The sequence below is a fragment of the Candidatus Nitrosopumilus sp. bin_68KS genome, from assembly GCF_054095825.1.
Map to the genome: position 1 here is coordinate 64011 of NZ_JBSWSP010000013.1, position 20514 is coordinate 84524.

The window sequence follows — 20514 nt, forward strand, 5'->3', positions numbered from 1 at the left end:
AAAAAATTAGTTTACCTGAACAATTCCAGTCATCCAAGGATGAACCATGCAGAAGTAATCATAACTTCCTGTTTGCTCAAATGTAAACTCGTAAACAGCTCCACTCATGACCAGACTACTATCAAAGTTTCCGTCAGGACCTTCAGAAGGTGAACCACTAGTTACAGTATGTGCTGCAGTATCATCATTTGACCAACTCACTGTATCTCCTTTTGAAATAGTGACTGAATATGGGAGATAACATTCGTTTGTTACTTCACATCCTGGTACTGATGTTCCAGATGGTATTGACACATTAACTGTTTTAGGACCTTTCTGTTCTTGTTCTTTCATCTGTTTCTGTTCTTGTTCTTTCATCTGTTTCTGTTCTTTGTCTTGGTTTGATGATTCTTCAGTTTGCCCTCTTACTTCCGCAGCAAGATCTGCAAATGGATCTGTTTTGGGCTTTGTTTCTTCATAGCTTGGTTCTTCTAACGTTCCTGGCCGTACTATTGGTTCAGGTGCCTTGACGTCTGCGATTCCTTGAAGGGAATCTCCTGAAGCTGCCAAAGCAACAAAAATTGCAACAATTCCAAGTGACCAAGCTATGGCCATTTTATCGATTGATGTCATGTGAAAAAATTTAATTTTTTGCCACATTAAAGTAATTACCTAATTACCAAAAATGAAAATGATTGTGATTTTTTCAAAACCACTTTTGAGAAATATGTTTTGTCCTTTTATTATATTATGATTAAAAAAATATGTGAAAATCCTACCTTTAATGATCCTGACCTTGGCAGTTATTTTCTCGTTATCTATAAGCCAAAATTCTTTTGCACATCATGTTCTTGAAAATATTCCCGTATCAGAGAATCCTATGGGAATGTCACTCACTGATGACTTTCTTTATGTTTCCAGTTTCCAATATCCTCATATCGACATAATTGACATTGATAATAACAAAAATGTTGACTTTATCACAACTTCATCTTCTGGAATAATGGCAGTTGAGGCAGTACCTGATAAAAACAAGATTTATGCTGCACCATTTGAAAGTGGCGGAATTGATGTTTATAGTTTAAGCACCAGATTACTTATCAAAACGATTCCATTATCTGGTTCTGAAATTGATTTTCCCACTACTTCAAACCAGCCATATGGACAAAGGTCTGATGTTCATTTTGTAACTGGCGGTTGGTCACTTGATTACAACCCAACAAATGAAATTGTGTATGTTGCAGATTATAATTCTAATAATATTCATGTAATTGATACAAAAACTGATGAGATAATTCAAACTATTTCCGTACCAAGACATCCATTTACTGTAAGGGCTGATCCACTTAGCAATACTGTAATGGTTGCAAGTCTTGCGGGAAATGAAATTACTTTCTTGGAGGATGTAACTGATGAATATTCTGTGAGGCCCATATACGAAGTAGCAAAAACCATCAAAATGTCAGGAGGTCCATGGGGATTAGAACTTGATCCACTACATCATCTCGCTTATGTCACAAACAGGGGATGTGAATGCATTACAGTGATCAATATTTTGGAAAAAGAAATTGTTGGAGAGATCCCATTAGGGGACAAAGCCATGGCAATTGCAGTAGATACTGATGAACATGTGATTTATGCATCATACCTAACACAAAACAAAATTGTAAAGATTGATGGACAAACAAACAAAATCAAATCCAAATTAGATCTTCAATCCCATCCATGGGGTATGGAGGTAAACCCAAAATCACACAAAGTCTATGTTGCATTAAAATCCGAAGATAAGGTACTTGTTTTAGGTCCAACATCATATTCTATTCATTTGCCTGTGTTGACATTGCAGATTCCTTCTGCACTTGTAGGGTTGATTCATGTTCATGGCCAAGATGTAACTGCATCAAATGCAATAGTGGATGTTGTAAATACAGAACTTTTGATGAATGTTGGAACTGAGGATGGCGGTAAAATCACAGTAAGCATACCCCGATATGTACTTGATTCCAAAATGCTTGATACTGATTTGCCATTTGAGGTAATAGTGGATGGAAAATCTGTAAAACATCAAGAATCTCTCAGTCCATTCAATGACCGAATTATATCCTTACAAGTAGAGCCAAACTCCAAAATACTATCAATTACTGGAAGTATTATCTCTGAGGAAACACGAGAGCCTCTTCAAACTTTTGCCACCCCAATTGCACAAGAACCATCACTTTCTAAAGGATATGATATAGTATGTGAGGGAAAAGTATGGGTTGAAAGTATCACTGGAAAAATAGCATGTACGTTTCCTTCTACTGCTAAAAAACTAGTAGAGCGTGGATGGGGAACCATATTGGAGTAGAAAATGTCTATTAAAAAAATAATGGTCTGTTTGGATGGCTCAAAAAATTCCATTAAAGGATTAGAAAACGCTATTGGATTGGCAAAGCAAACAAAATCCACCCTACTCTGTATTCATAGTGTTACTGAATTTGGGATTTTTACTGCAGTTCATTCTGCAAGAATACCTGAGAAAAAATGGCCAAAAAAAGCAGAGAAAATTATCAAAGATGCAAAAAAATTAGTAGAGAAAAATGATGTTGGTTTTGAAGGTGTTATTCTTGCAGGACATACTGCCGGTTATGATTTAGCTACATTTGCAAATAATCCTGTAAACAAGATTGACCATGTTGTAATTGGTGCTAGAGGAATGGGATTTCCAAAAGAACTATTTTTTGGAAGTACATCAAACTTTGTCTTGCACAAGGCAAAAGCTCCTGTAACCATAGTAAAATAGAATCAAAAATGAGTGATGGTGTTCAAATTTGATCTTTAAAGGAGTAATAATTATTGCCGCAATCGTATTTGGTATTGTTTTAATTGCAGTTTTGAATCTATATAATGTTGAAGACTCTGATGATTCTATAACTGAAATTACTGAAAGTGACTTACAAAAAATAATCGATATTACTGAACAGTTTATCATTACTGGCCCCACATATTCATATGATGGTATAACTAATACGTTGGAAATTGTAGTTGTTTCAGAGGACATATCTGATTCAAAATTTCTTTTGACAGGTACATTCAAAACTCTTCATACTGGATATGGAAATAGAGTACAAATGGATCTTCCTGTAGATATCACTTTCCATGTAATTGAAGTTGTGATAGTTGACGAAAAAATAATTTCTGCTGTGATTGATAATCAATGGGATGAGCTCAATCAAATTACATGTAATACTGGTCAATGCTGATTTCAAGTTTGAAAATTATAGCATCTATTAAATTAATTTCATCTTTATGAGATGTTACTTTGAATCCTAATCCTGTGAAAACTTTGGTAAAAGATTTAATGACTAAAGATGTTGAAATGGTTCATTCAGAGCATACCATTCGACAGGCAGCAAAAATCATGAGAAATGACGGAGTCGGTTCAGTGATAGTAATGAGAGACAACGAGCCTGTAGGTATAATGACTGAAAGGGATTTTGCAGTCAAAGTAACTGTTGATGAAATTCCTCCCTCTACAAAAATCTCTGAGGTCATGACATCTCCTGTCATCCATATTTCTGCTGAGGAATCAGTTTTACGAGCTTCTGGCATTATGATTGAGAAAAAGATTCGAAAGATTCCTGTTTTTGATAAAGGAAAAATCTCTGGAATTATTACTGCAACGGACATATTGCGCTTTTTTAGATTTTCAACTAATGAAAAAATCAAAAACACATGTCCACTTCACACTGATGAAAGACTAGTGAAAACTGAATTACCTGATGGTACTTTTAGATTATACTGTCCCAAATGTGAAGAATTCTTTGAAATAGATGAATAAATACGAGAAACAATTAGTTATTTGTTAATTGTTTTGTTTATTTCCTAGTTTGATACTTACAAATTATGAGTAAAGAATCAAGATCAGTTATTGCAAAAACAATGGTCACTACAAAAAACATCAAAACTGTTTTTGAGTTTTTTACAGATATGAAAAATTGGGAATTAGGTGGGGCATTAAAAAATATTCAAAGAGAAAAAGATGATTGGTGGATATGTGATTCCCCATTTGGAAAAGCAAAAATCAGATTAAGACATAATGTACAATTTGGAATCTTGGATCATGATTTTGTTGGGGGTGGAGGCGAATGGACGGTATCATGTAGAGTCACGCCAAATGAGAAAGGTTCTACAGTAACATGGTTGTTTATACGACCTGAACCCATGACCCAAGAACAGTTTGAATCACAGTTAAAGAATTTTGATGTTGAGGTTAATGGTTGGAAAAAAACCCTAGAATCTTAACTTATGTCCTGACCTTTTACAGATAGAATATGCCCCATTAATTTGACAGTACCTGCAACAAACAAAATGTTTACACTGGCTGTAATGAAAAATATAGAAATAAGAGACTATTAAGATCCCTTATTTTTACTTGCTCGACTCCCTGTTCCACGATTTGTGACTCTGGTCATTCCCTCAGTTGATGGTCTAGGTGTAGATTTTGGCAAGTTTTCTGCTGTAGTGGTTCTAACTCCTCTTCCAAGATGCATTGTTTTGCCTTTTGGAACTTTTGTAAGTTTGTCTTGCTCTACTTTTCTATAGGCGTCACCTGCCCAATTTTGCTCGCCAACTTCAGATTCGTATGATTTGGTTCCACGGCGACCAACTTTTTTGACTTTCATACAGAAACTATGTAGTTTTTCTATATATCATGATGATGTATTTTTCATTTTTGACAACCAGATAATCACTCATATTTTTTATGATAAAATAGAATCATAAAATTCATGAGTAATCTGTTCAAGTAATTTCTAATTTCATACCATCAATTTTTCATTCATTTTCATAAATGAAAATTGTAATAATATGTAATATATTAAAAAAAATATTATTTGGCATGGTAACATATCATTGTGTAAAACAAAACCTTGAAGAAAATGGAGAAATTATGATCAAACTTGAAGGGGGAGGAACACTTGAATTGCATAAACATAAAAATTTATTTAAAAATTCAGAAAATAAAATTATTGTAGATGGAATTTTGATTTATGAAATACATGATACAAAATTTGAATAATAAATTTACTTTAACAATAGATATGACCTGAATGAAATATTGTTTACCTGTACTTAATCACACGTTAAATCAATTAATGAAAAATATACTCTTGTTTTAAATATAAAATTATATTGTAATTGTAACTCTCACCAAACAATTAATCATTGTCGGTCTAAAGTTCTGATTATATAATTTAATTTTGGAAGCCAGATTGGTTGGTGGAATAGGAGTGTCTTGGCTGTGAATATCTTCCACTAATGAGGATATTGCAGAATCTATCTTCCGCAAGTAATATGTACATTATATTTAATAAGATTTTTTCTCCATTGAATAAAAAACATCAATTCTCTCAAAGCGTGGAGTCGTAAATGATACGAAAGTCTTTGAGAGTTTATTGATGCTGAACATACTGGAGCAAATTACTTTATTGATTATTGTTTGTGTAAAATATTCACTCATAGTAGATCATGCTGTTTCAAAACTGAATTTGAAGTGGTTTTTTACCTAGAAATAATAATTATTCAAAATATCATTAATTTTGATTTAGTGTATCTATTATTGCTGCTGAAATAAATAATCTCTTAAATCATTACCATTTAATTTAAAATACGAGTGTTTCACAAAAAATTACTCCTTGAAAATATTTAATTTTTCTTTATATATGAAATCAAATTTTGTAAACATTTTGCAACGTAATTAGTCTAAAATGCCAACTTTTGGTCATAAATGATTATTTTTAATCAAAAATTAATGAGCCCAATGGAACGTAAACGTCTTGAAAAATTAGATGATTTGGTACTTAATGCATCATCAAATGAACTTGAAAAGATTCAAGAAATTGATCACCAAACTCAGATGGAAGGACTGTCATTTTATGATGTGTATTTAGATTCTAGTTCATTAATTCATCAAAGTATCAAAAAACCTTTTAGAGAATCTTGAACTTCATTCTTAATTTAAATGAGGGCTAGTAATTTTTTAATTTGTATTGGCAGTATCAAAGGCTAAAAAACTTTCAACTAAAAAGACAGTCAAAAAAACAGTTACAAAAAAAGTTCCTAAAAAATCCACTGTAAAAAAATCTACTAAAACTAAAGTAAAAAAAACTGCCAAGTCACAACGAGATAAAGTAATTTGTATTTCACATAAAGAAGATTGTGATGGAATTAGCTCTGCTGCGATAATTAGACAAGCGTTTGGTGGAGATGCAATTCTGGTTGACTATCCTGGACAAATGGAAGCATTGAACCAAGTAGTTTCAGATGAAAAATTAAAATCATTATTTATCTGTGATTTGGGTCTAAGTAAAAAAACCCAAGATGAATTTATTGATATTATGACAACATTGAGAAAAAATAAAGTTTCTGTTACTTACATAGATCACCATGATATTGATCCAAATGTTATCAAAGCACTAAATAAAATCAAAGTAAAAGTAATTCATGACACCAATGAGTGTACTGCAGTTCTAGCTTACTCTGCTTTTAAATCTAAATTAAATGATCATGCATCATTTGTTGCAGCTTGTGCTGCAATTACTGATTATATGGAATCCCGACCAATTGGTTCAAAATTGTTACAAATCTATGACAGACAATTTGCATTAATTAGCGCAACTGTTCTAACATACAATATCGTCGGACATCAAAAAGAACCTGATTATCTATTATATTTAGTTGAAGAATTGGCCGATTCCAAATTCCCTCACGCAATACCTAATACATTTGAGTTTGCACAAATTCAAGTTGAAAAACTATCTCAAATGATTGCCAAAGTAAAACAAGGAATGAAGACCATGAAAAATCTAGGGTATATGGAAATTCTTGATGCAGGTGCAAGTGGGGCAGTTAATTTTGTTATGGGTTTATCTGGAAAAGATGTGGGTGTTGCATACAAAGAACGTGTAGATCATGGAATTTATGCAGTATCTGTTCGTGGCTCAAAAGACTGTAAAGTACATTTAGGAAAAATTGTAAACAACCTTGCAACTAGTCTTGGAGGGTCTGGTGGGGGTCATGATAAAGCATGTGGAGCTGTAATTCCAAAACCAAAAATAAAAAAATTCATCACAGAATTGAATAAACAAATCAAATAATCAATTTGCATTTGGTTTATTTAGAAATATTGATTTCTTACAAGAATCTTTTAAAACAACTTAGAATTCATACTGTGTAGTTATTTTTTAAAATATTTCTAGATGATATTTTTCTATATTTTAGAATTAAAATCTAGATGATATGAATAATTTTGATTTTGTAGACATGATAATTATTGAAATTATTGATATTGTTAAAACCAATGATGCTATAACTCCAAATTCTGGAATAACCATGCCATCTTTGATTTCAACTTTGATTGATTCCTTATACTCTGATAACGCCCCTTGATTTACAGTAATGGTATATGTGCCATCTTCTTTCCACATAGGACCACCTGTCTTGATTTCAACTTCAAAATCTCCTGTTATTCCAGGTGTGATTTGATCAATTGTTACCACGTTTCCTAATGGTGATTTGATAATTAGTGTGATGTCTGTACCTCTGTAACTTGAATTTCCTATAATTTTGATAATGTCTGAACCATTTTCAGCCTCAGCTGACATGGATAGATCTTTTATAATTTTTCTTTCTTTCTCTACTAATTCTGTTGGCTTCGTTGTCTGGGCAGTTGGGTTTCTTGGAATTTCTTGGGTGATTACTGTAAATTGTGTTTGTGCAACTGTTTTTGTGTCATCATGACTTGCAGTTACAATGTATTTCCCTACATCAAAGCTCGGAATTGGTGGATTTAGTAATTTTCTAAATTCTCCGTTATCATTAATTGCCACTTGTGGTGCAAAGACTAATGCCCCATCTGGTCCAATAATTCTTAACTTCACTGGTTTGTACTGTGAGACATCTGTAATTTTACCTGTTATCCAAATTGACTCAAATGCTTTAATTTCATCATCTGATGTTTGTACTTCTATTATTGGTTCTGCAAAAGCTAAAGTCGATATCATTGATATTGTCAGTACCATAAACAATGAAATCTTAAACATCTTTTGACTACATTTTTAGCACATATGAATCGTTTCTTAAAATGAGTAGCAATCCTCTTATTTCTTGAATCTAATTAGGTGCATTTTTATTTTTTCTATTTTTTAATTTGCCTGTGCCCAAAACTGGAAGAATACAATTAACATCCTTTACTAATATGAACATAAGTTCATTCACTCAATGACATATTTAAGAAAAATCCCTAATTGATTATTCTGAAAACTCTATTATTGCATCAATTTCAGTCATTGAATTTAATGGCAAACTGGCTACTCCTACTGCAATTCTGGAGTGTTTTCCTTTTTCACCAAATATCTCAAAAAACAAATTTGATGCATTATTGATTACTTTGGGTTGTTGCGAAAATTCTGGAACAGAATTTACAAAACCTGACAATCTGACTATTTTTGATACTTTATCTAAATTCCCTAATTCTCTTTTTATTTGTGCTATGATGTTAATTGCACACATTCTTGCTGATTTTTGTGCAGTCTCTAAATTTTCATCTGACACTTTACCTGTAAAAATTACTTTTCCATCATCTATTGGGATTTGTCCTGAAATGAATAACAAATTTCCTGTTCTAATTACTGGTACATAAGATCCTGCTGGTATTGGTGGAATTGGTAATTTTATTCCTAATGACTCTAATTTTTCTTCAATCATAGCACTATATCTATTTTTTATATGAATTTATTTTTACCTACATTTAGAATTTTTAAAATTTTTACAGTTTGGCTAATTCATTTTTTACCATAATTGGATCAATGGGTTTTGTAATGTATCCCAACTGCGGAATTTTTCCGCTTTTTACAGCTATCATATTTGATTTGATAGATGTAACAATTAACATCTTTACATTTTTATCAATTTCTCTAATCTTTGCTGCCGTCTCAATCCCATTTAAGCCTGGCATCTCATAATCAATTGTTACTAGAGATGGTTTATACTTCCTAAATGCTCTAACTGCATCCATGCCATTTTTTGCCTCGATTACCGAATCTATCTTCATATATCGAAATACTTCTTTGATACTTTGTCGCATAAATGGTGAATCGTCCACAACTAGTACGTTTAATCCCATAAAATGGTATGAACATCATAATACATTAAATATTGTTTGTTTGAAAATTACACTTTTTTCCATAAATCTAATCATTAATTTGGTATCATTATTTTCAAAAATTAATAATTCAAACAATTAGTTTTTGATAATTTTGATGTGTACTTTTTCGCCTTTATTTGAATTGTTTTGATAGATTGTTCTTGTTTTATATCCTTGTTTTTGAAGACATCCATCTAAAATTGATACCCATGGTAATGAATGCCCACTGTTTAACTTTGATTCAACAGTAATGTTTTTTGTATTTGCTTCAAAATTAACATGTCCTGAACATGTAATTTGCACTATTGCATCTATTATCTCAATTATGTCGTCTAATGATTTTGATTTGAATGAAATACCATTTTTTTCTAATAGTTTGAATATGTCTGATTCAGGTTTTTTTAACACCATTGTAGAATTTAGAATGTAGGTTAAACCAATCTCATTAACCGTTTTAATTATTTTGTAAATTTCTTGGGCTTCCGTTTTTGACATATCTGCCAATGCTTTTGTTTTGATGGCATTTTTCCAAATGTTTGTAAATATTTTTTCTTGATTTGAAGCAAGAATATCTGTCGATGAAAAAATTGCTCCTTTACCATTATCATTATTTACTAAAAGCAACTCTGTTTCATCAAACATGAAACAATTTTGTGTTATTTCTGATGCTCTGATTTCAACTCCATCTGGAATTTTTCTATATGATTCTGAACAAATTTGAGATGGTGAAACTAAAATTTTAACATCTAGATTCCTACGTGTAACTGAGACTAATTGTTCTTTGCATTCAGCTAGTAATCCAAAACCCCATTGATCTGTCATGATCTTGATTGATGATTTAGAACCTTCAATCATTGTTTGGAGTTGTGTTAAAACATTGTTAGCACTTATGTGAAAATATCTTTTTTCTTCTGATCCTCTAGTTTTTCTACTTTCCTCGCTTGCTTTTTTCAAGTTAGATACCAATGAATTCATTGCGTTTACTTTGTTGATTTGTTCATGAATAATTCCATCAAATGCATCTTCAGGAGCAATCGCTGTACACATAATCGGCTTGCTTTTTGAAATAATGGCTAGTTTTTTATTTTCTAATTTTAATAATGTTGGATAAATTTTTGTTCTAGGAATCTCTGAATAATATGCTAATTCGCTAGCTGAAATTGTACCTTTTGAAATTAGGGCCACATATGCTTGTGCTTCATATTTACTTAATCCAAATTCTTCTAAACTTACTGTTAACACGTGTTCATTTACCATAATTTTACTCCCATTATTATTAGGTAAAATTGAGAGCTAAATTCCTTTACACAAATACTCAAAAAAAATCAAAATTGTAACTACTGATAGGTGTAACTGTAGTTACTAAAATTATCGTGACATCGTCCTCAAATACAAAATCTAGGTGAGAATAATGGTATGTTGGTAAAATACAATGAATCAGACATTGAAAAAATTTCTAATTCAGTGACCCTTGTTCCAAGATTGGAATACTCTTCTAATTTATTAACTGAAATTATAGATATTTTATCCGAAAAACTATATGATTTAAAAAAATCTAACCGTGATCTTGTTTTATTTTTTGATGAAACTGACAAAAACCATCTTAGTGCCATGGATCTTGAGCGAACTTTGGCTTTTTCTTTAGAAGTTCTCAAAACAATTCAGAAAAGAATTATTTCTATTTCTGGCATTCATAGTATTCCTGAGGCACTTCCTTCGTCAATTCCGATGATTAGAACAATTAGTGCTCAATTTTTTAGTATAGCTCCAATATGTAGTCAAAGATTATCTGAATTATCTGTTCATTTGGGAAGTATTGTTTTAGATTCTGCATCTCTTACTAAAGCAAGATTTGATTTTAGCCAATCAAACCATGAATCATCGATATTTCTTGATGAAGTAAAATTGATGGTGGACTCTAAAATAAGTAAGCAGTATCCTAATGTTGATTTTTCTAAATTATGTAATACTTGATAACTTTACCTTCCAAGCGAGATTTTGCAAAAGATATTCAAAGAATTAAAAATATTTCCATCAAAATCGATAAAAAACTATCTGAAGTAAAATCTTCTGAAGATATCAAAATCGATAAACTAACTTTAGAAGAATTACAGGATTTGGATAAAATTGTTAAAATTGCGGATTTTATGATGTGCAAATACGCTGAAAAAAAAGAGATGAGTTCTATTCTAAAACATTTTGCTTCTGTAGTTTCTGAAACTGCCTCATCAATTGATGATCTTGATGATGAGATATCTGAATTAATTCTATCTGCTGAAGATTCCATTAACAAAGTAAAAGATGTACATACAACTATCTCAGATAAATCCGATTTTAAGAAAAATTATCAAAATGGTCCAGACTATAATGAGGAAGAAACAAGTGAAATTAGTTTAACCAATTTTGTGACAGAGATTAACACCGTAGAATACCAACAAAATTCTCAAAGACAAACTGCGTAGGTATATGAGATGAGTTTAGCCCCCCAAGAATTAGAAAACACTGCAAGCAAATATGCTTCAGAAGCTATCAAATTTGATTCCCAAGGTGCACGAGGGATGGCAATTACACATTATCAGCATGCCATTGATTCATTGGTAAAACTATTACAATTATACCCAACAAGCAAACTGAATCAAATTTACAAAGACCGATGTAACTCTTACCATAATAGAATTAATGCATTACAACAGGCTCATGGTGTAGAGCCTGCAGTAGACCCAAAGGCATCTGAAGATGAACAAAAGAAATCTGTTCAGAGACAAGAAAATGAAAATGACTTTGAAGATCTTTTAATGAAAGAAAAACCTGATGTTACTTGGGACCAAGTAATTGGATTAGATGATGCAAAAAGTGCTTTACGTGAATCAATTGTTTATCCTACAAAGAGGCCTGATTTGTTTCCATTAGGTTGGCCAAAAGGAATGTTACTTTACGGTCCTCCAGGTACTGGTAAAACAATGCTTGCAGCAGCAACTGCAAATGAGATGGATGGTTATTTTATCAATGTGGATGCATCTTCAATGATGAGTAAATGGTTAGGCGAAGCAGAAAAGAATGTTTCAAAATTATTTTCTATGGCAAGACAATACGCAGAAAAAGAAGGAAAACCTGTAATTTTATTTGTAGATGAAGTTGACTCTTTACTTGGTTCTAGAAATAGTGAAGTTGGAGGAGAGGTAAGAACTAAAAATCAATTCCTAACTGAGATGGATGGCGTTAACGGTAAAGGCAAACAACTGATGTTGTATGTAATTGGCGCAACAAACAAACCTTGGAGTCTTGATTGGCCTTTCCTTAGAAGATTCCAAAAGAGAATCTATGTTTCTCTACCAACACAAGAAGCAAGAGAAAATCTATTTGCACAATACACTGAACCTCTAAGTAAAAACTACAAAGTAAATAATTCTGAATTGGCTAAACTATTTGATGGTTATAGTGCAAGTGACATTAAAGACGTCTGCCAAGCCGCTCAAATTAAAACAGTTCATGAAATCTTTAATGCTCCTGATTATCATGAACCAGTTGAAGGCGAAGAGCCAATAAAGCCCCGAGAACTTACCACATCTGATTTCAAAGATATTATGACAAGAAGAAAACCAAGTGTTTCTCTTGAAATGATTCGTGCATATCACAAGTGGAGCGAAGAGTTCCAGGCACTTTAGATCTAATAATTTTTAAAAATCTATTCTGATTTTCTAATTTGGCGATCAATTAGTTTCTTTCAATTTACGCATAAAACTTAAATTCGCTTTCTAGCGGACTTATCGAGGGTCACAATTACTACAAAGAAATCAAACCACGCAAAAAAGTTTGGAAAGCTAATTTTTGATGATGGATCTGTTCTTGATGGGGAAGGTTTTGGCTATTCTACTACTTCGTTTGGGGAAATTGTCTTTAATACTGGAATGGTGGGCTATACTGAAGCACTAACAGATCCCTCGTATAGTGGTCAAATTCTTACTCTTACATATCCGCTAGTTGGAAATTATGGTGTACCTGACTCATCAATTAAAGATGCTGATGGAATCTCCAAATTCTTTGAATCTGATAAAATACAAGTTCGTGGTCTGGTTGTTCATGAATTATCTTTAACTGCAAGTCATTGGAATCTTACTATGACTCTTGATGAATGGCTATACAACGAAAAGATTCCTGGAATTTCTGGCATTGACACTCGTGAACTAACAAAAAAGATTAGAACTGGTGGGGTAATGATGGCCGCATTGGTTGTATCTGATTCAGAAATTAATGTTGATGAGATCAAAAAACAACTCGTATCTGCACCACGCTATGATTCTGAACAATTCATGGATGATGTCTCTACAAAACAAGAAAAGGTATATGGTGATGAAAACCAATCTGTTGTGGTTATTGATACAGGTGCAAAAAATGCAATTATCAGAAACATTCGAGAGATTGGCTATAAAGTAATTCGTCTTCCATGGGATACATCATATGAAAAAATAATGTCTTATCATCCAAAGGGTGTTGTACTAAGTAGTGGTCCCGGTGATCCACAAAAATGCCCTAACACAATTGACACTGCTAAAAAATTAATTGAAAATAATATTCCTACATTAGGAATTTGTTTAGGTGCACAAATTATTGGTATTGCAGGAAATACTAATACTTACAAACTAAAGTATGGACATCGTGGACAAAACAAACCTTGTGTGAATTTAGAAAATAATCAAGTTTATGTAACTAGTCAGAATCATGGTTATGGAATTACTCCGGAATCTCTTGAAAAATCTGAATTTAATTTATGGTTTACAAACGCAGACGACAAAACAGTTGAAGGAATAAAACACAAAAAACAAAAGTGCATTGCAGTACAATTCCATCCAGAAGCTGCACCAGGTCCTTATGATTGTAAATTCGTCTTTGAAGAGCTACAACACCTTATGGAGGAAGGAACATCTGCCAAAGAATGAGTCGTTAAAGAAAATTCTTGTACTTGGTAGTGGGGCAATTAAAATCGGAGAAGCCGGCGAGAGTCGCTAAAACGACCGTCAATTTGACTACTCCGGAAGCCAATGCCTCAAAGCCATACGTGAAGATGGACTGAGCAGTGTTTTAATCAATCCAAACATTGCAACAATTCAAACTGATACGCGATTTGCAGATCAAGTGTATCTCCTTCCTGTAAACCAAGAGTATGTGGAATCCATTATCGAAAAAGAAAGGCCAGACGGAATTATGCTGGCATATGGTGGTCAAACCGCTCTTAATTGCGGGGTTAGCCTAGAGGAATCTGGCGTTCTCCAAAAATACGGCGTTAAAGTACTTGGAACTCAAATTAAAGGAATTCAAAAAACTGAGGATCGTCAACTCTTCAAAGATTCTATGGGTGAATGTAGAGTCCCTGTTTTGAAAAGTAAAACTGTCACAAATTTTGATGATGCAAAAAAGGCAGCAGAAGAATTAGTATATCCTGTGATTGTTAGAGTCGCTTATACTTTGGGTGGTCGTGGTGGCGGAGTCGCATATAATGAAATTGAACTTCATGAAATTGTTGAAAGAGGTTTCAAGGCAAGTATAGTAGGTCAGGTTCTAATTGAAGAATACATTGGGCATTGGAAACAAATTGAATATGAGGTAATGCAAGATTATGATGGAAATAACGTAATTGTATGTAATATGGAAAACGTTCTATCTATGAAAGCTCACACTGGTGATAATATTGTAGTTGCACCGTCGCAAACAATTGATAATCATGAATACCATATGTTACGTTCTGCAGCATTACGTGCAACAAAACATGTTGGAATTGTTGGTGAATGTAATATACAGTATGCACTTGAACCAAACTCTGATAGATATGTTGCAATTGAAATTAATCCGAGACTTTCTCGCTCTTCTGCTCTTGCAAGTAAAGCGACTGGCTATCCACTTGCTTACATGTCTGCAAAAATTGGGCTAGGTTACAATTTATCTGAACTAGTAAACAGAATTACAAAAAATACTACTGCATGCTTTGAACCATCACTTGATTACATTGTATGCAAACATCCACGATGGGATTTTGAAAAATTTGAACTTGTCAATAGAAGACTTGGACCAACCATGAAATCTGTTGGTGAAGTCATGGCTATAGGAAGAACGTTTGAAGAATCATTTCAAAAAGCAATCAGAATGTTGGATATTGGAAATGATGGACTTGTTTTAAATCGTGCAAACGGAAAAACATACACTGAAGAGGAAATTGAAGATAAACTCTCTCATCATGATGATCATATTATGTATAATGTGGCCATCGCACTAAAAATGGGAATTTCTGTAGAGAGAATTTACAAACTTTCAACAATTGATCCTTGGTTTATTGAAAAAATACAAAATATTGTAAATATCGAATCAAAACTAAAAACATCTGAACTGGATAAGCCTCTTCTTTGGGATGCCAAAAAAATGGGTTTTTCAGATAAACAAATTGCTCGTGCTAAAGGATTTATTCCTGATGATATACGTAATTTACGAAAGAAATTAGGCGTATTGCCATCTGTTAAACAAATTGACACTCTTGCAGCCGAATGGCCTGCGGTAACCAACTATCTCTATCTTACTTATGGTGGCCACTCTCATGATATTGTAATCCCTTCTGATGAAAAAGGAATTGTTGTACTAGGAGCTGGCCCTTATAGAATTGGAAGTAGTGTGGAATTTGATTGGGGAACAGTCAACATGGTTTGGGGTTTGCAGGAAAATGGTGAGAAAAGCATATCTGTTGTAAATTGTAATCCTGAAACAGTATCTACTGATTATGATATTTGTACTAGATTATACTTTGAAGAATTAACTCAGGAACGAATTTTAGATATTACTGAATTTGAGCATCCTCGTGGTATCATCACATGTGTTGGCGGACAAACTGCAAATAACCTTACTCCTGGTCTTGCACAACATGGTGTGAATATTTTAGGAACTAGTGCACACGATGTAGACCGAGCAGAAAACCGTTCAAAATTTAGTGCTGAGCTTGATAAACTTCACATTCCGCAACCTCTTTGGCAAGCATTCTCAAATCTAAATGAAGCAAAAAACTTTGCACAACAAGTTGAATTTCCTGTTATCGTTAGACCTTCATACGTTCTTTCTGGTGCAGCTATGAAAGTTGTTTGGTCTCAAGATGAATTAAAAACATATGTGAAAGAAGCTACTGATGTTTCCCCTGATCATCCAGTTGTAATTTCTAAATTCATGTTAAATTCACTTGAAGTGGATGTAGATGGTGTTAGTAATGGAAAAGAAGTTGTAATTGGTGCAATTGTTGAACATATTGATAGTGCTGGTGTTCATTCTGGAGATGCAATGATGTGTATCCCCCCTTGGAGATTAAGCAATAAAATCATTGAAACAATAAATGAATATACAAAAAAGATTGCACTTACATTTAATGTCAAAGGTCCCTTCAATCTCCAATTTTTAGTTCATGATGATCATGTCTATGTAATTGAATTAAACATTAGAGCATCCCGTTCCATGCCTTTTGTATCAAAATTAGTTAAAACAAATTTAATATCACTTGCTGCAAAGGCAATTTTAGATAAACCATTACCTAAAATTCCTGAAAATAAGTGGCAAAAGATTCAAAATTATGGGATTAAAGTTCCACAATTCTCATTTATGCAATTAGATGGTGCAGATATTGCTCTTGGTGTTGAAATGCAATCTACTGGAGAAGCTGCATGTTTTGGAAATAGTTTCTATGATGCACTATCAAAGGGATTGACTTCTGTTGGCTATAATTTGCCTAACAAAGGTACTGCACTAATCACAGTTGGAGGTGCCCAAAATAAAGAAAAACTTGTTGCGTCTATTGCAAAACTCAAACATTTGGGATTCAAAATATTGGCAACAGAACACACTGCTGAGTTCTTTGAAGAAAAAGTTGGTCAAATCCAAATTGTTCATAAAATTTCAGAGCCTGAACGAAAACCAAACATTGCTGATCTTCTTTATGAGCGAAAGATTGACTTTATCATAAATATTCCAAGTACTTCTACATTAGAAAAATATGTTGGAATGTTAGATGATGAATATCAAATTAGAAGAAAATCTTTGGAGCTTGGAATTCCTGTACTTACAACTATTGAATTGGCAGACTCTTTTGTAAAAACTTTAGAGTGGCTTAAAACAAATAAAACAACTAAAGATCCAATTGAACCTTATGATAATTATGATTAATACTATTGTTCTAAAACTACAAAACTTGGTTAATGATTGATTCGTCTCCTAGAATTACTCCCTCTAATGATACAATCTTTGCAGATAAAATTTCCAATCTTTCTATGATTGGCGATATTGATTTTTTGTTAAATCGCTTTTGTGTGGCATAAAAATACCTATTAAATGATGGAACAATAATTATTTCCAAATCTCCGGACTTTGAAGGGAATATTGTTTGTTTTTTTACTTTGAGTGAAACCCAAACTCTCTGACCATTCATGATTGAATCCTCTTGAAAAAATACTGGGTGTATGTGACCCATGATGATTTTATCAATATGGGAAAAATTTTCTGATGGCATTGTATGTCCATGAGTGAGCAATACGTTTTCTTCAATCATGCCTGTAGAACTAATTATGGATATGTTGTCTGGAACTAATTTCTGAATATTTGCATCATGGTTACCTGGTATTAACACCACATCGCATTTTTTTCTAATTTCTTCAAAAAATAAAGGAACTTCATCCCATTCATTTCTTGATATGTTTTTGATACTTGATTTTATGTCTCCTAGAAGAATCACTGAATCCGGATTCTCTGAATCTATAATTTCTGATAATTCTTGTATTGTTTCATTAATTGAGGAATTTTTTCCTATGAAAATTTCGTTTGAGCTTAGAGTATTCTCAAATCCTATATGAATATCTGTTACTATGAGATTCTTTTTTTTATCTTCTAAAATCAATGCAGGTTTAGATGGGATGATTCTGGATTGTAACATCAAAGTTATACTGTACATATATGATTAAATCTTTATGAGTAAAGACTTTGACAGAGTTGAAGTTTTAGTTTCTGAAAAACGGGTTAAGCTTCACATTTTTGAACCTAGTCAAAGAAAAATTTGGACTGTGGTTGGAAAAGGTGAAGAACATTGGTTAGATCCAAATGGAAGTTATTGTTCTTGTCCTGGGTTTTATTTTGGTCAATTAAACGGAAAATCTTCTTGCTATCATCTGGATTCTGCGCAATTGGCTCAAAAAGAAAATAAAATTGAAAAAGTTATTTTTTCGGATGATGAATTTACAGATTTTCTTAAAGCATTAATTTCTGATTTATAATTATCTGTTATTCGAATGTGTTAATAACTAGAAATAACATTAAAAATTATGGATGAAGAACAACAAAACACTGAAATTGAAAAAATTGCAAATTTAATGGTTCATGATGGAGTGTCACCTGATGAGCAAGATGAAGTTAAATTAGAAAAATACAAAAATCTAATCAAAGAGGATTGTAATCTTGATGATGATTCCTCAATGAAATTAGTTTATGAGACATTACTTTACAGAAAACTAAAGAATTCTGATTCTGGTGATATTTTAGAAAAAGGTAATGATTTTGGTGCTGGATTTAGTTGATTATTCTAATTGAATAGAATCAATATCGTCTTTTGAAACACCTTTCCAAAGTCCTATCATTCCTTCCGGTTCTACCTCTTCAACTTTGGTGATTTGTTGAATTTTTATGTGATCTGGGTTTGGAGGCATCCATAACATTGCCATATAATCCCCGATATTACCAACTTTGTTTGGTAATGCCATGATGACTTTGTCACTTGAGAATCCTTTAGCAGTAAGTGAATTCATTGCCTTTTCTTTAAGATCCATTCTTCCATGTAGGAATAAGTACACGTTCTTTTGAGTATCGATTTCTGCCATAAATTTAGTGATTTTTTAAACTAAATCAACCTTTCTTGATCTATAGACTGCCAAAAAGGGTTAAATTAGAATGGACAAAAATTTTAACTGTGAAAATCTTTACTGTTGGCAGTAAATCGTTTGTAACTAGTTTCCAGTTAGCAGGAGTTCCTGGAATTATTTCTGAAACTCCTCAAAAGGCTTTGAATGAAATTAAGAGACTAACTGATGATTCTGATGTTGGTCTGGTTTTAGTTAGTGATGATATATCTGAACCCATCAATGATGAATTAACAGCATTAAGAGCAGAAAAATCCACTCTCGTTTTTGCATTACCTGCAGCAGGAAGTGAAAAAACTGAAGTCGATTACAGGGTAATGCTGAAAAAGATTCTTGGCGTATGATTGTTTATCTACTTATATTCAATTCTCTAATGGGTTACAATGAAAACTGCATCTGTTAAAGAACCATCGATAATTTCTGTGGATGAAACTAATAAACCCTCAATAGGTAATGGTGATGTTTTGGTTCAAATGAATGCATGTGGAATTTGTGGTTCTGATTTAGAAAAAGTTTTTGGTCAATATGGTCAACCTTCAATGCGTTTAGGACATGAACCATCTGGAATAATTTTAGATGTTGGTTCTAGTGTTACAGACTTTAAAAAAGGTGATCGTGTTTTTACTCATCATCATGTTCCCTGCTATGATTGTCATTTGTGCAATCATGGAAATGAAACTATGTGTAAAAAATATTATGAAACAAATCTTTCTCCATGTGGCCTATCTGAAGAATATGTTGTACCTGCATGGAATGTATCTCATGGCGGTATATTGAAAATCTCTGATTCACTAAGTTTTGAAGAAGCTGCAATGATTGAACCCTTGGCATGTTGTGTTAGGGCATGGACAAAATTCAAATTTAATGAGGGCGACTCTGTTGCAATTTTTGGTGTGGGTCCTACTGGAATGATGCATGTAATGTTAGCACATGTAAATCAATTCTCAAAAATTTTCTGTCTTGATGTTAATAATTTTAGATTGGATTTTGCAAAAAAATTTAATGTCACTGATTCAATTAATTCTATGGATGAAAACCGAAAGAAAAAAATTTTGGATGGCACTGAGGGAAGAGGGGTTGATGTAGCAATTGTATCCACTAGTAGTCTCAAAGCACTAGAAGACGCAATTGATCTGGTTAGAAAAGGGGGGTCTGTTATGATGTTTGGAGTTCCATCAAAAGGTGCATTACTAAATTTGGATATGAGTAAAATTTACTCTAAAGAAATAACCCTTGTAACAAGTTATGCTGCTTCAGATAAGGACACTAAAGAAGCACTTGATTTAATTGAATCCTCAAAAATCGATGTTAAACAACTAATCACTCATACTTATTCTATTACTGATTCTCAAAAGGCATTTGATCATGCACGTTCTGGTGAGAATGCAATGAAAATAATCATTACCAAATAAGAAAGGCTTAAGA

The 20514-nt window shown here is 32.7% G+C and carries 24 protein-coding genes and 1 pseudogene; 17 read left to right on the top strand and 8 right to left on the bottom strand.

What is annotated here, in order from left to right:
• Positions 1–6: 6 nt before the first annotated feature.
• Positions 7–612 (bottom strand): plastocyanin/azurin family copper-binding protein, encoded by a 606-nt coding sequence (locus ACW9W3_RS06575; RefSeq protein ID WP_457765356.1) that lies wholly within the window; start codon positions 610–612, stop codon positions 7–9.
• 163 nt (positions 613–775) lie between these two features.
• Here ACW9W3_RS06575 and ACW9W3_RS06580 point away from each other — a divergent pair, with 163 nt between their 5' ends.
• From ACW9W3_RS06580 to ACW9W3_RS06600, 5 genes are all read left to right on the top strand, one after another.
• Positions 776–2326, top strand: coding sequence for a YncE family protein (locus ACW9W3_RS06580; RefSeq protein WP_457765357.1), 1551 nt, complete (start codon positions 776–778; stop codon positions 2324–2326).
• A gap of 3 nt (positions 2327–2329) precedes the next feature.
• Positions 2330–2761 (top strand): universal stress protein, encoded by a 432-nt coding sequence (locus tag ACW9W3_RS06585; protein WP_457765358.1) that lies wholly within the window; start codon positions 2330–2332, stop codon positions 2759–2761.
• 28 nt (positions 2762–2789) lie between these two features.
• A complete protein-coding gene (locus ACW9W3_RS06590) occupies positions 2790–3221 on the top strand; it encodes a hypothetical protein (protein WP_457765359.1) in 432 nt (143 codons plus the stop codon).
• A 59-nt stretch (positions 3222–3280) separates the two neighbouring features.
• Positions 3281–3799 (top strand): CBS domain-containing protein, encoded by a 519-nt coding sequence (locus ACW9W3_RS06595; protein WP_457765360.1) that lies wholly within the window; start codon positions 3281–3283, stop codon positions 3797–3799.
• A gap of 65 nt (positions 3800–3864) precedes the next feature.
• Entirely contained in the window at positions 3865–4263 is a 399-nt protein-coding gene (locus ACW9W3_RS06600; RefSeq protein ID WP_457765361.1) for a hypothetical protein, read from the top strand.
• A gap of 110 nt (positions 4264–4373) precedes the next feature.
• On the opposite strand, the gene ACW9W3_RS06605 is transcribed toward ACW9W3_RS06600, so the two are convergent.
• Positions 4374–4643, bottom strand: coding sequence for a hypothetical protein (locus tag ACW9W3_RS06605; protein WP_457765362.1), 270 nt, complete (start codon positions 4641–4643; stop codon positions 4374–4376).
• Between the two features lie 167 nt (positions 4644–4810).
• On the opposite strand from ACW9W3_RS06605, the gene ACW9W3_RS06610 reads away from it, so the two are divergent.
• The 3 genes from ACW9W3_RS06610 to ACW9W3_RS06620 all read left to right on the top strand — a co-directional run bounded on the left by ACW9W3_RS06610 (position 4811) and on the right by ACW9W3_RS06620 (position 7115).
• A complete protein-coding gene (locus tag ACW9W3_RS06610; protein ID WP_457765363.1) occupies positions 4811–5038 on the top strand; it encodes a hypothetical protein in 228 nt (75 codons plus the stop codon).
• 732 nt (positions 5039–5770) lie between these two features.
• Positions 5771–5962, top strand: a complete 192-nt coding sequence (locus tag ACW9W3_RS06615; protein WP_457765364.1) for a hypothetical protein — start codon at positions 5771–5773, stop codon at positions 5960–5962.
• A 46-nt stretch (positions 5963–6008) separates the two neighbouring features.
• Positions 6009–7115 carry a DHHA1 domain-containing protein gene (locus ACW9W3_RS06620; protein WP_457765365.1) on the top strand — a complete coding sequence of 369 codons (1107 nt, stop codon included), beginning with the start codon at positions 6009–6011 and terminating at the stop codon, positions 7113–7115.
• A gap of 126 nt (positions 7116–7241) precedes the next feature.
• Here ACW9W3_RS06620 and ACW9W3_RS06625 read toward each other — a convergent pair whose 3' ends face one another.
• From ACW9W3_RS06625 to ACW9W3_RS06640, 4 genes are all read right to left on the bottom strand, one after another.
• Entirely contained in the window at positions 7242–8060 is an 819-nt protein-coding gene (locus tag ACW9W3_RS06625; RefSeq protein WP_457765366.1) for a PEFG-CTERM sorting domain-containing protein, read from the bottom strand.
• Between the two features lie 208 nt (positions 8061–8268).
• Entirely contained in the window at positions 8269–8724 is a 456-nt protein-coding gene (locus ACW9W3_RS06630) for a RidA family protein (RefSeq protein ID WP_457765367.1), read from the bottom strand.
• A 61-nt stretch (positions 8725–8785) separates the two neighbouring features.
• Positions 8786–9142, bottom strand: a complete 357-nt coding sequence (locus ACW9W3_RS06635; RefSeq protein WP_457765368.1) for a response regulator transcription factor — start codon at positions 9140–9142, stop codon at positions 8786–8788.
• A 117-nt stretch (positions 9143–9259) separates the two neighbouring features.
• Positions 9260–10420 carry a TrmB family transcriptional regulator gene (locus ACW9W3_RS06640; RefSeq protein WP_457765369.1) on the bottom strand — a complete coding sequence of 387 codons (1161 nt, stop codon included), beginning with the start codon at positions 10418–10420 and terminating at the stop codon, positions 9260–9262.
• A gap of 159 nt (positions 10421–10579) precedes the next feature.
• Here ACW9W3_RS06640 and ACW9W3_RS06645 point away from each other — a divergent pair, with 159 nt between their 5' ends.
• The 5 genes and pseudogenes from ACW9W3_RS06645 to carB form a co-directional block, all read left to right on the top strand.
• Positions 10580–11137 (top strand): hypothetical protein, encoded by a 558-nt coding sequence (locus tag ACW9W3_RS06645; RefSeq protein ID WP_457765370.1) that lies wholly within the window; start codon positions 10580–10582, stop codon positions 11135–11137.
• Positions 11134–11625, top strand: coding sequence for a hypothetical protein (locus tag ACW9W3_RS06650; RefSeq protein WP_457765371.1), 492 nt, complete (start codon positions 11134–11136; stop codon positions 11623–11625). Before ACW9W3_RS06645 ends, ACW9W3_RS06650 begins: the two co-directional genes overlap by 4 nt.
• Before the next feature lie 9 nt (positions 11626–11634).
• Positions 11635–12828, top strand: coding sequence for an AAA family ATPase (locus ACW9W3_RS06655; protein WP_457765372.1), 1194 nt, complete (start codon positions 11635–11637; stop codon positions 12826–12828).
• Between the two features lie 81 nt (positions 12829–12909).
• On the top strand, positions 12910–14100 hold the full coding sequence (carA, locus tag ACW9W3_RS06660) for a glutamine-hydrolyzing carbamoyl-phosphate synthase small subunit (RefSeq protein WP_457765421.1): 1191 nt from the start codon (positions 12910–12912) through the stop codon (positions 14098–14100).
• A 91-nt stretch (positions 14101–14191) separates the two neighbouring features.
• Positions 14192–17350: pseudogene (gene carB, locus ACW9W3_RS06665) on the top strand (carbamoyl-phosphate synthase (glutamine-hydrolyzing) large subunit); the annotation flags it as partial.
• Positions 17351–17366: 16 nt separating this feature from the next.
• Here the strand turns inward: carB and ACW9W3_RS06670 are convergent.
• Positions 17367–18113, bottom strand: a complete 747-nt coding sequence (locus tag ACW9W3_RS06670) for a metallophosphoesterase (protein WP_457765373.1) — start codon at positions 18111–18113, stop codon at positions 17367–17369.
• A gap of 34 nt (positions 18114–18147) precedes the next feature.
• Between ACW9W3_RS06670 and ACW9W3_RS06675 the strand changes: the two genes are divergently transcribed.
• Both ACW9W3_RS06675 and ACW9W3_RS06680 read left to right on the top strand, forming a co-directional pair.
• On the top strand, positions 18148–18450 hold the full coding sequence (locus ACW9W3_RS06675) for a hypothetical protein (protein ID WP_457765374.1): 303 nt from the start codon (positions 18148–18150) through the stop codon (positions 18448–18450).
• A 48-nt stretch (positions 18451–18498) separates the two neighbouring features.
• On the top strand, positions 18499–18750 hold the full coding sequence (locus tag ACW9W3_RS06680) for a hypothetical protein (RefSeq protein ID WP_457765375.1): 252 nt from the start codon (positions 18499–18501) through the stop codon (positions 18748–18750).
• On the opposite strand, the gene ACW9W3_RS06685 is transcribed toward ACW9W3_RS06680, so the two are convergent.
• Positions 18751–19050, bottom strand: a complete 300-nt coding sequence (locus ACW9W3_RS06685; RefSeq protein WP_457765376.1) for a hypothetical protein — start codon at positions 19048–19050, stop codon at positions 18751–18753. It lies immediately after the preceding gene.
• Between the two features lie 89 nt (positions 19051–19139).
• Here ACW9W3_RS06685 and ACW9W3_RS06690 point away from each other — a divergent pair, with 89 nt between their 5' ends.
• On the top strand, positions 19140–19433 hold the full coding sequence (locus ACW9W3_RS06690) for a V-type ATP synthase subunit F (RefSeq protein WP_457765377.1): 294 nt from the start codon (positions 19140–19142) through the stop codon (positions 19431–19433).
• Between the two features lie 39 nt (positions 19434–19472).
• A complete protein-coding gene (locus ACW9W3_RS06695; RefSeq protein WP_457765378.1) occupies positions 19473–20501 on the top strand; it encodes a zinc-dependent dehydrogenase in 1029 nt (342 codons plus the stop codon).
• The last annotated feature ends 13 nt before the right edge of the window (positions 20502–20514 follow it).

Bases quoted from the DNA above. Each gene is read 5' to 3' on its own strand.
- ACW9W3_RS06600 (WP_457765361.1), top strand. From the start codon at position 3,865: ATGAGTAAAGAATCAAGATCAGTTATTGCAAAAACAATGGTCACTACA.
- ACW9W3_RS06635 (WP_457765368.1), bottom strand. From the start codon at position 9,142: ATGGGATTAAACGTACTAGTTGTGGACGATTCACCATTTATGCGACAA.
- ACW9W3_RS06675 (WP_457765374.1), top strand. From the start codon at position 18,148: ATGAGTAAAGACTTTGACAGAGTTGAAGTTTTAGTTTCTGAAAAACGG.
- ACW9W3_RS06585 (WP_457765358.1), top strand. From the start codon at position 2,330: ATGTCTATTAAAAAAATAATGGTCTGTTTGGATGGCTCAAAAAATTCC.
- ACW9W3_RS06655 (WP_457765372.1), top strand. From the start codon at position 11,635: ATGAGTTTAGCCCCCCAAGAATTAGAAAACACTGCAAGCAAATATGCT.
- ACW9W3_RS06630 (WP_457765367.1), bottom strand. From the start codon at position 8,724: ATGATTGAAGAAAAATTAGAGTCATTAGGAATAAAATTACCAATTCCA.
- ACW9W3_RS06695 (WP_457765378.1), top strand. From the start codon at position 19,473: ATGAAAACTGCATCTGTTAAAGAACCATCGATAATTTCTGTGGATGAA.
- ACW9W3_RS06680 (WP_457765375.1), top strand. From the start codon at position 18,499: ATGGATGAAGAACAACAAAACACTGAAATTGAAAAAATTGCAAATTTA.
- ACW9W3_RS06670 (WP_457765373.1), bottom strand. From the start codon at position 18,113: ATGTTACAATCCAGAATCATCCCATCTAAACCTGCATTGATTTTAGAA.
- ACW9W3_RS06610 (WP_457765363.1), top strand. From the start codon at position 4,811: ATGAAAATTGTAATAATATGTAATATATTAAAAAAAATATTATTTGGC.
- ACW9W3_RS06605 (WP_457765362.1), bottom strand. From the start codon at position 4,643: ATGAAAGTCAAAAAAGTTGGTCGCCGTGGAACCAAATCATACGAATCT.
- ACW9W3_RS06615 (WP_457765364.1), top strand. From the start codon at position 5,771: ATGAGCCCAATGGAACGTAAACGTCTTGAAAAATTAGATGATTTGGTA.
- ACW9W3_RS06685 (WP_457765376.1), bottom strand. From the start codon at position 19,050: ATGGCAGAAATCGATACTCAAAAGAACGTGTACTTATTCCTACATGGA.
- ACW9W3_RS06575 (WP_457765356.1), bottom strand. From the start codon at position 612: ATGACATCAATCGATAAAATGGCCATAGCTTGGTCACTTGGAATTGTT.
- ACW9W3_RS06640 (WP_457765369.1), bottom strand. From the start codon at position 10,420: ATGGTAAATGAACACGTGTTAACAGTAAGTTTAGAAGAATTTGGATTA.
- ACW9W3_RS06625 (WP_457765366.1), bottom strand. From the start codon at position 8,060: ATGTTTAAGATTTCATTGTTTATGGTACTGACAATATCAATGATATCG.
- ACW9W3_RS06645 (WP_457765370.1), top strand. From the start codon at position 10,580: ATGTTGGTAAAATACAATGAATCAGACATTGAAAAAATTTCTAATTCA.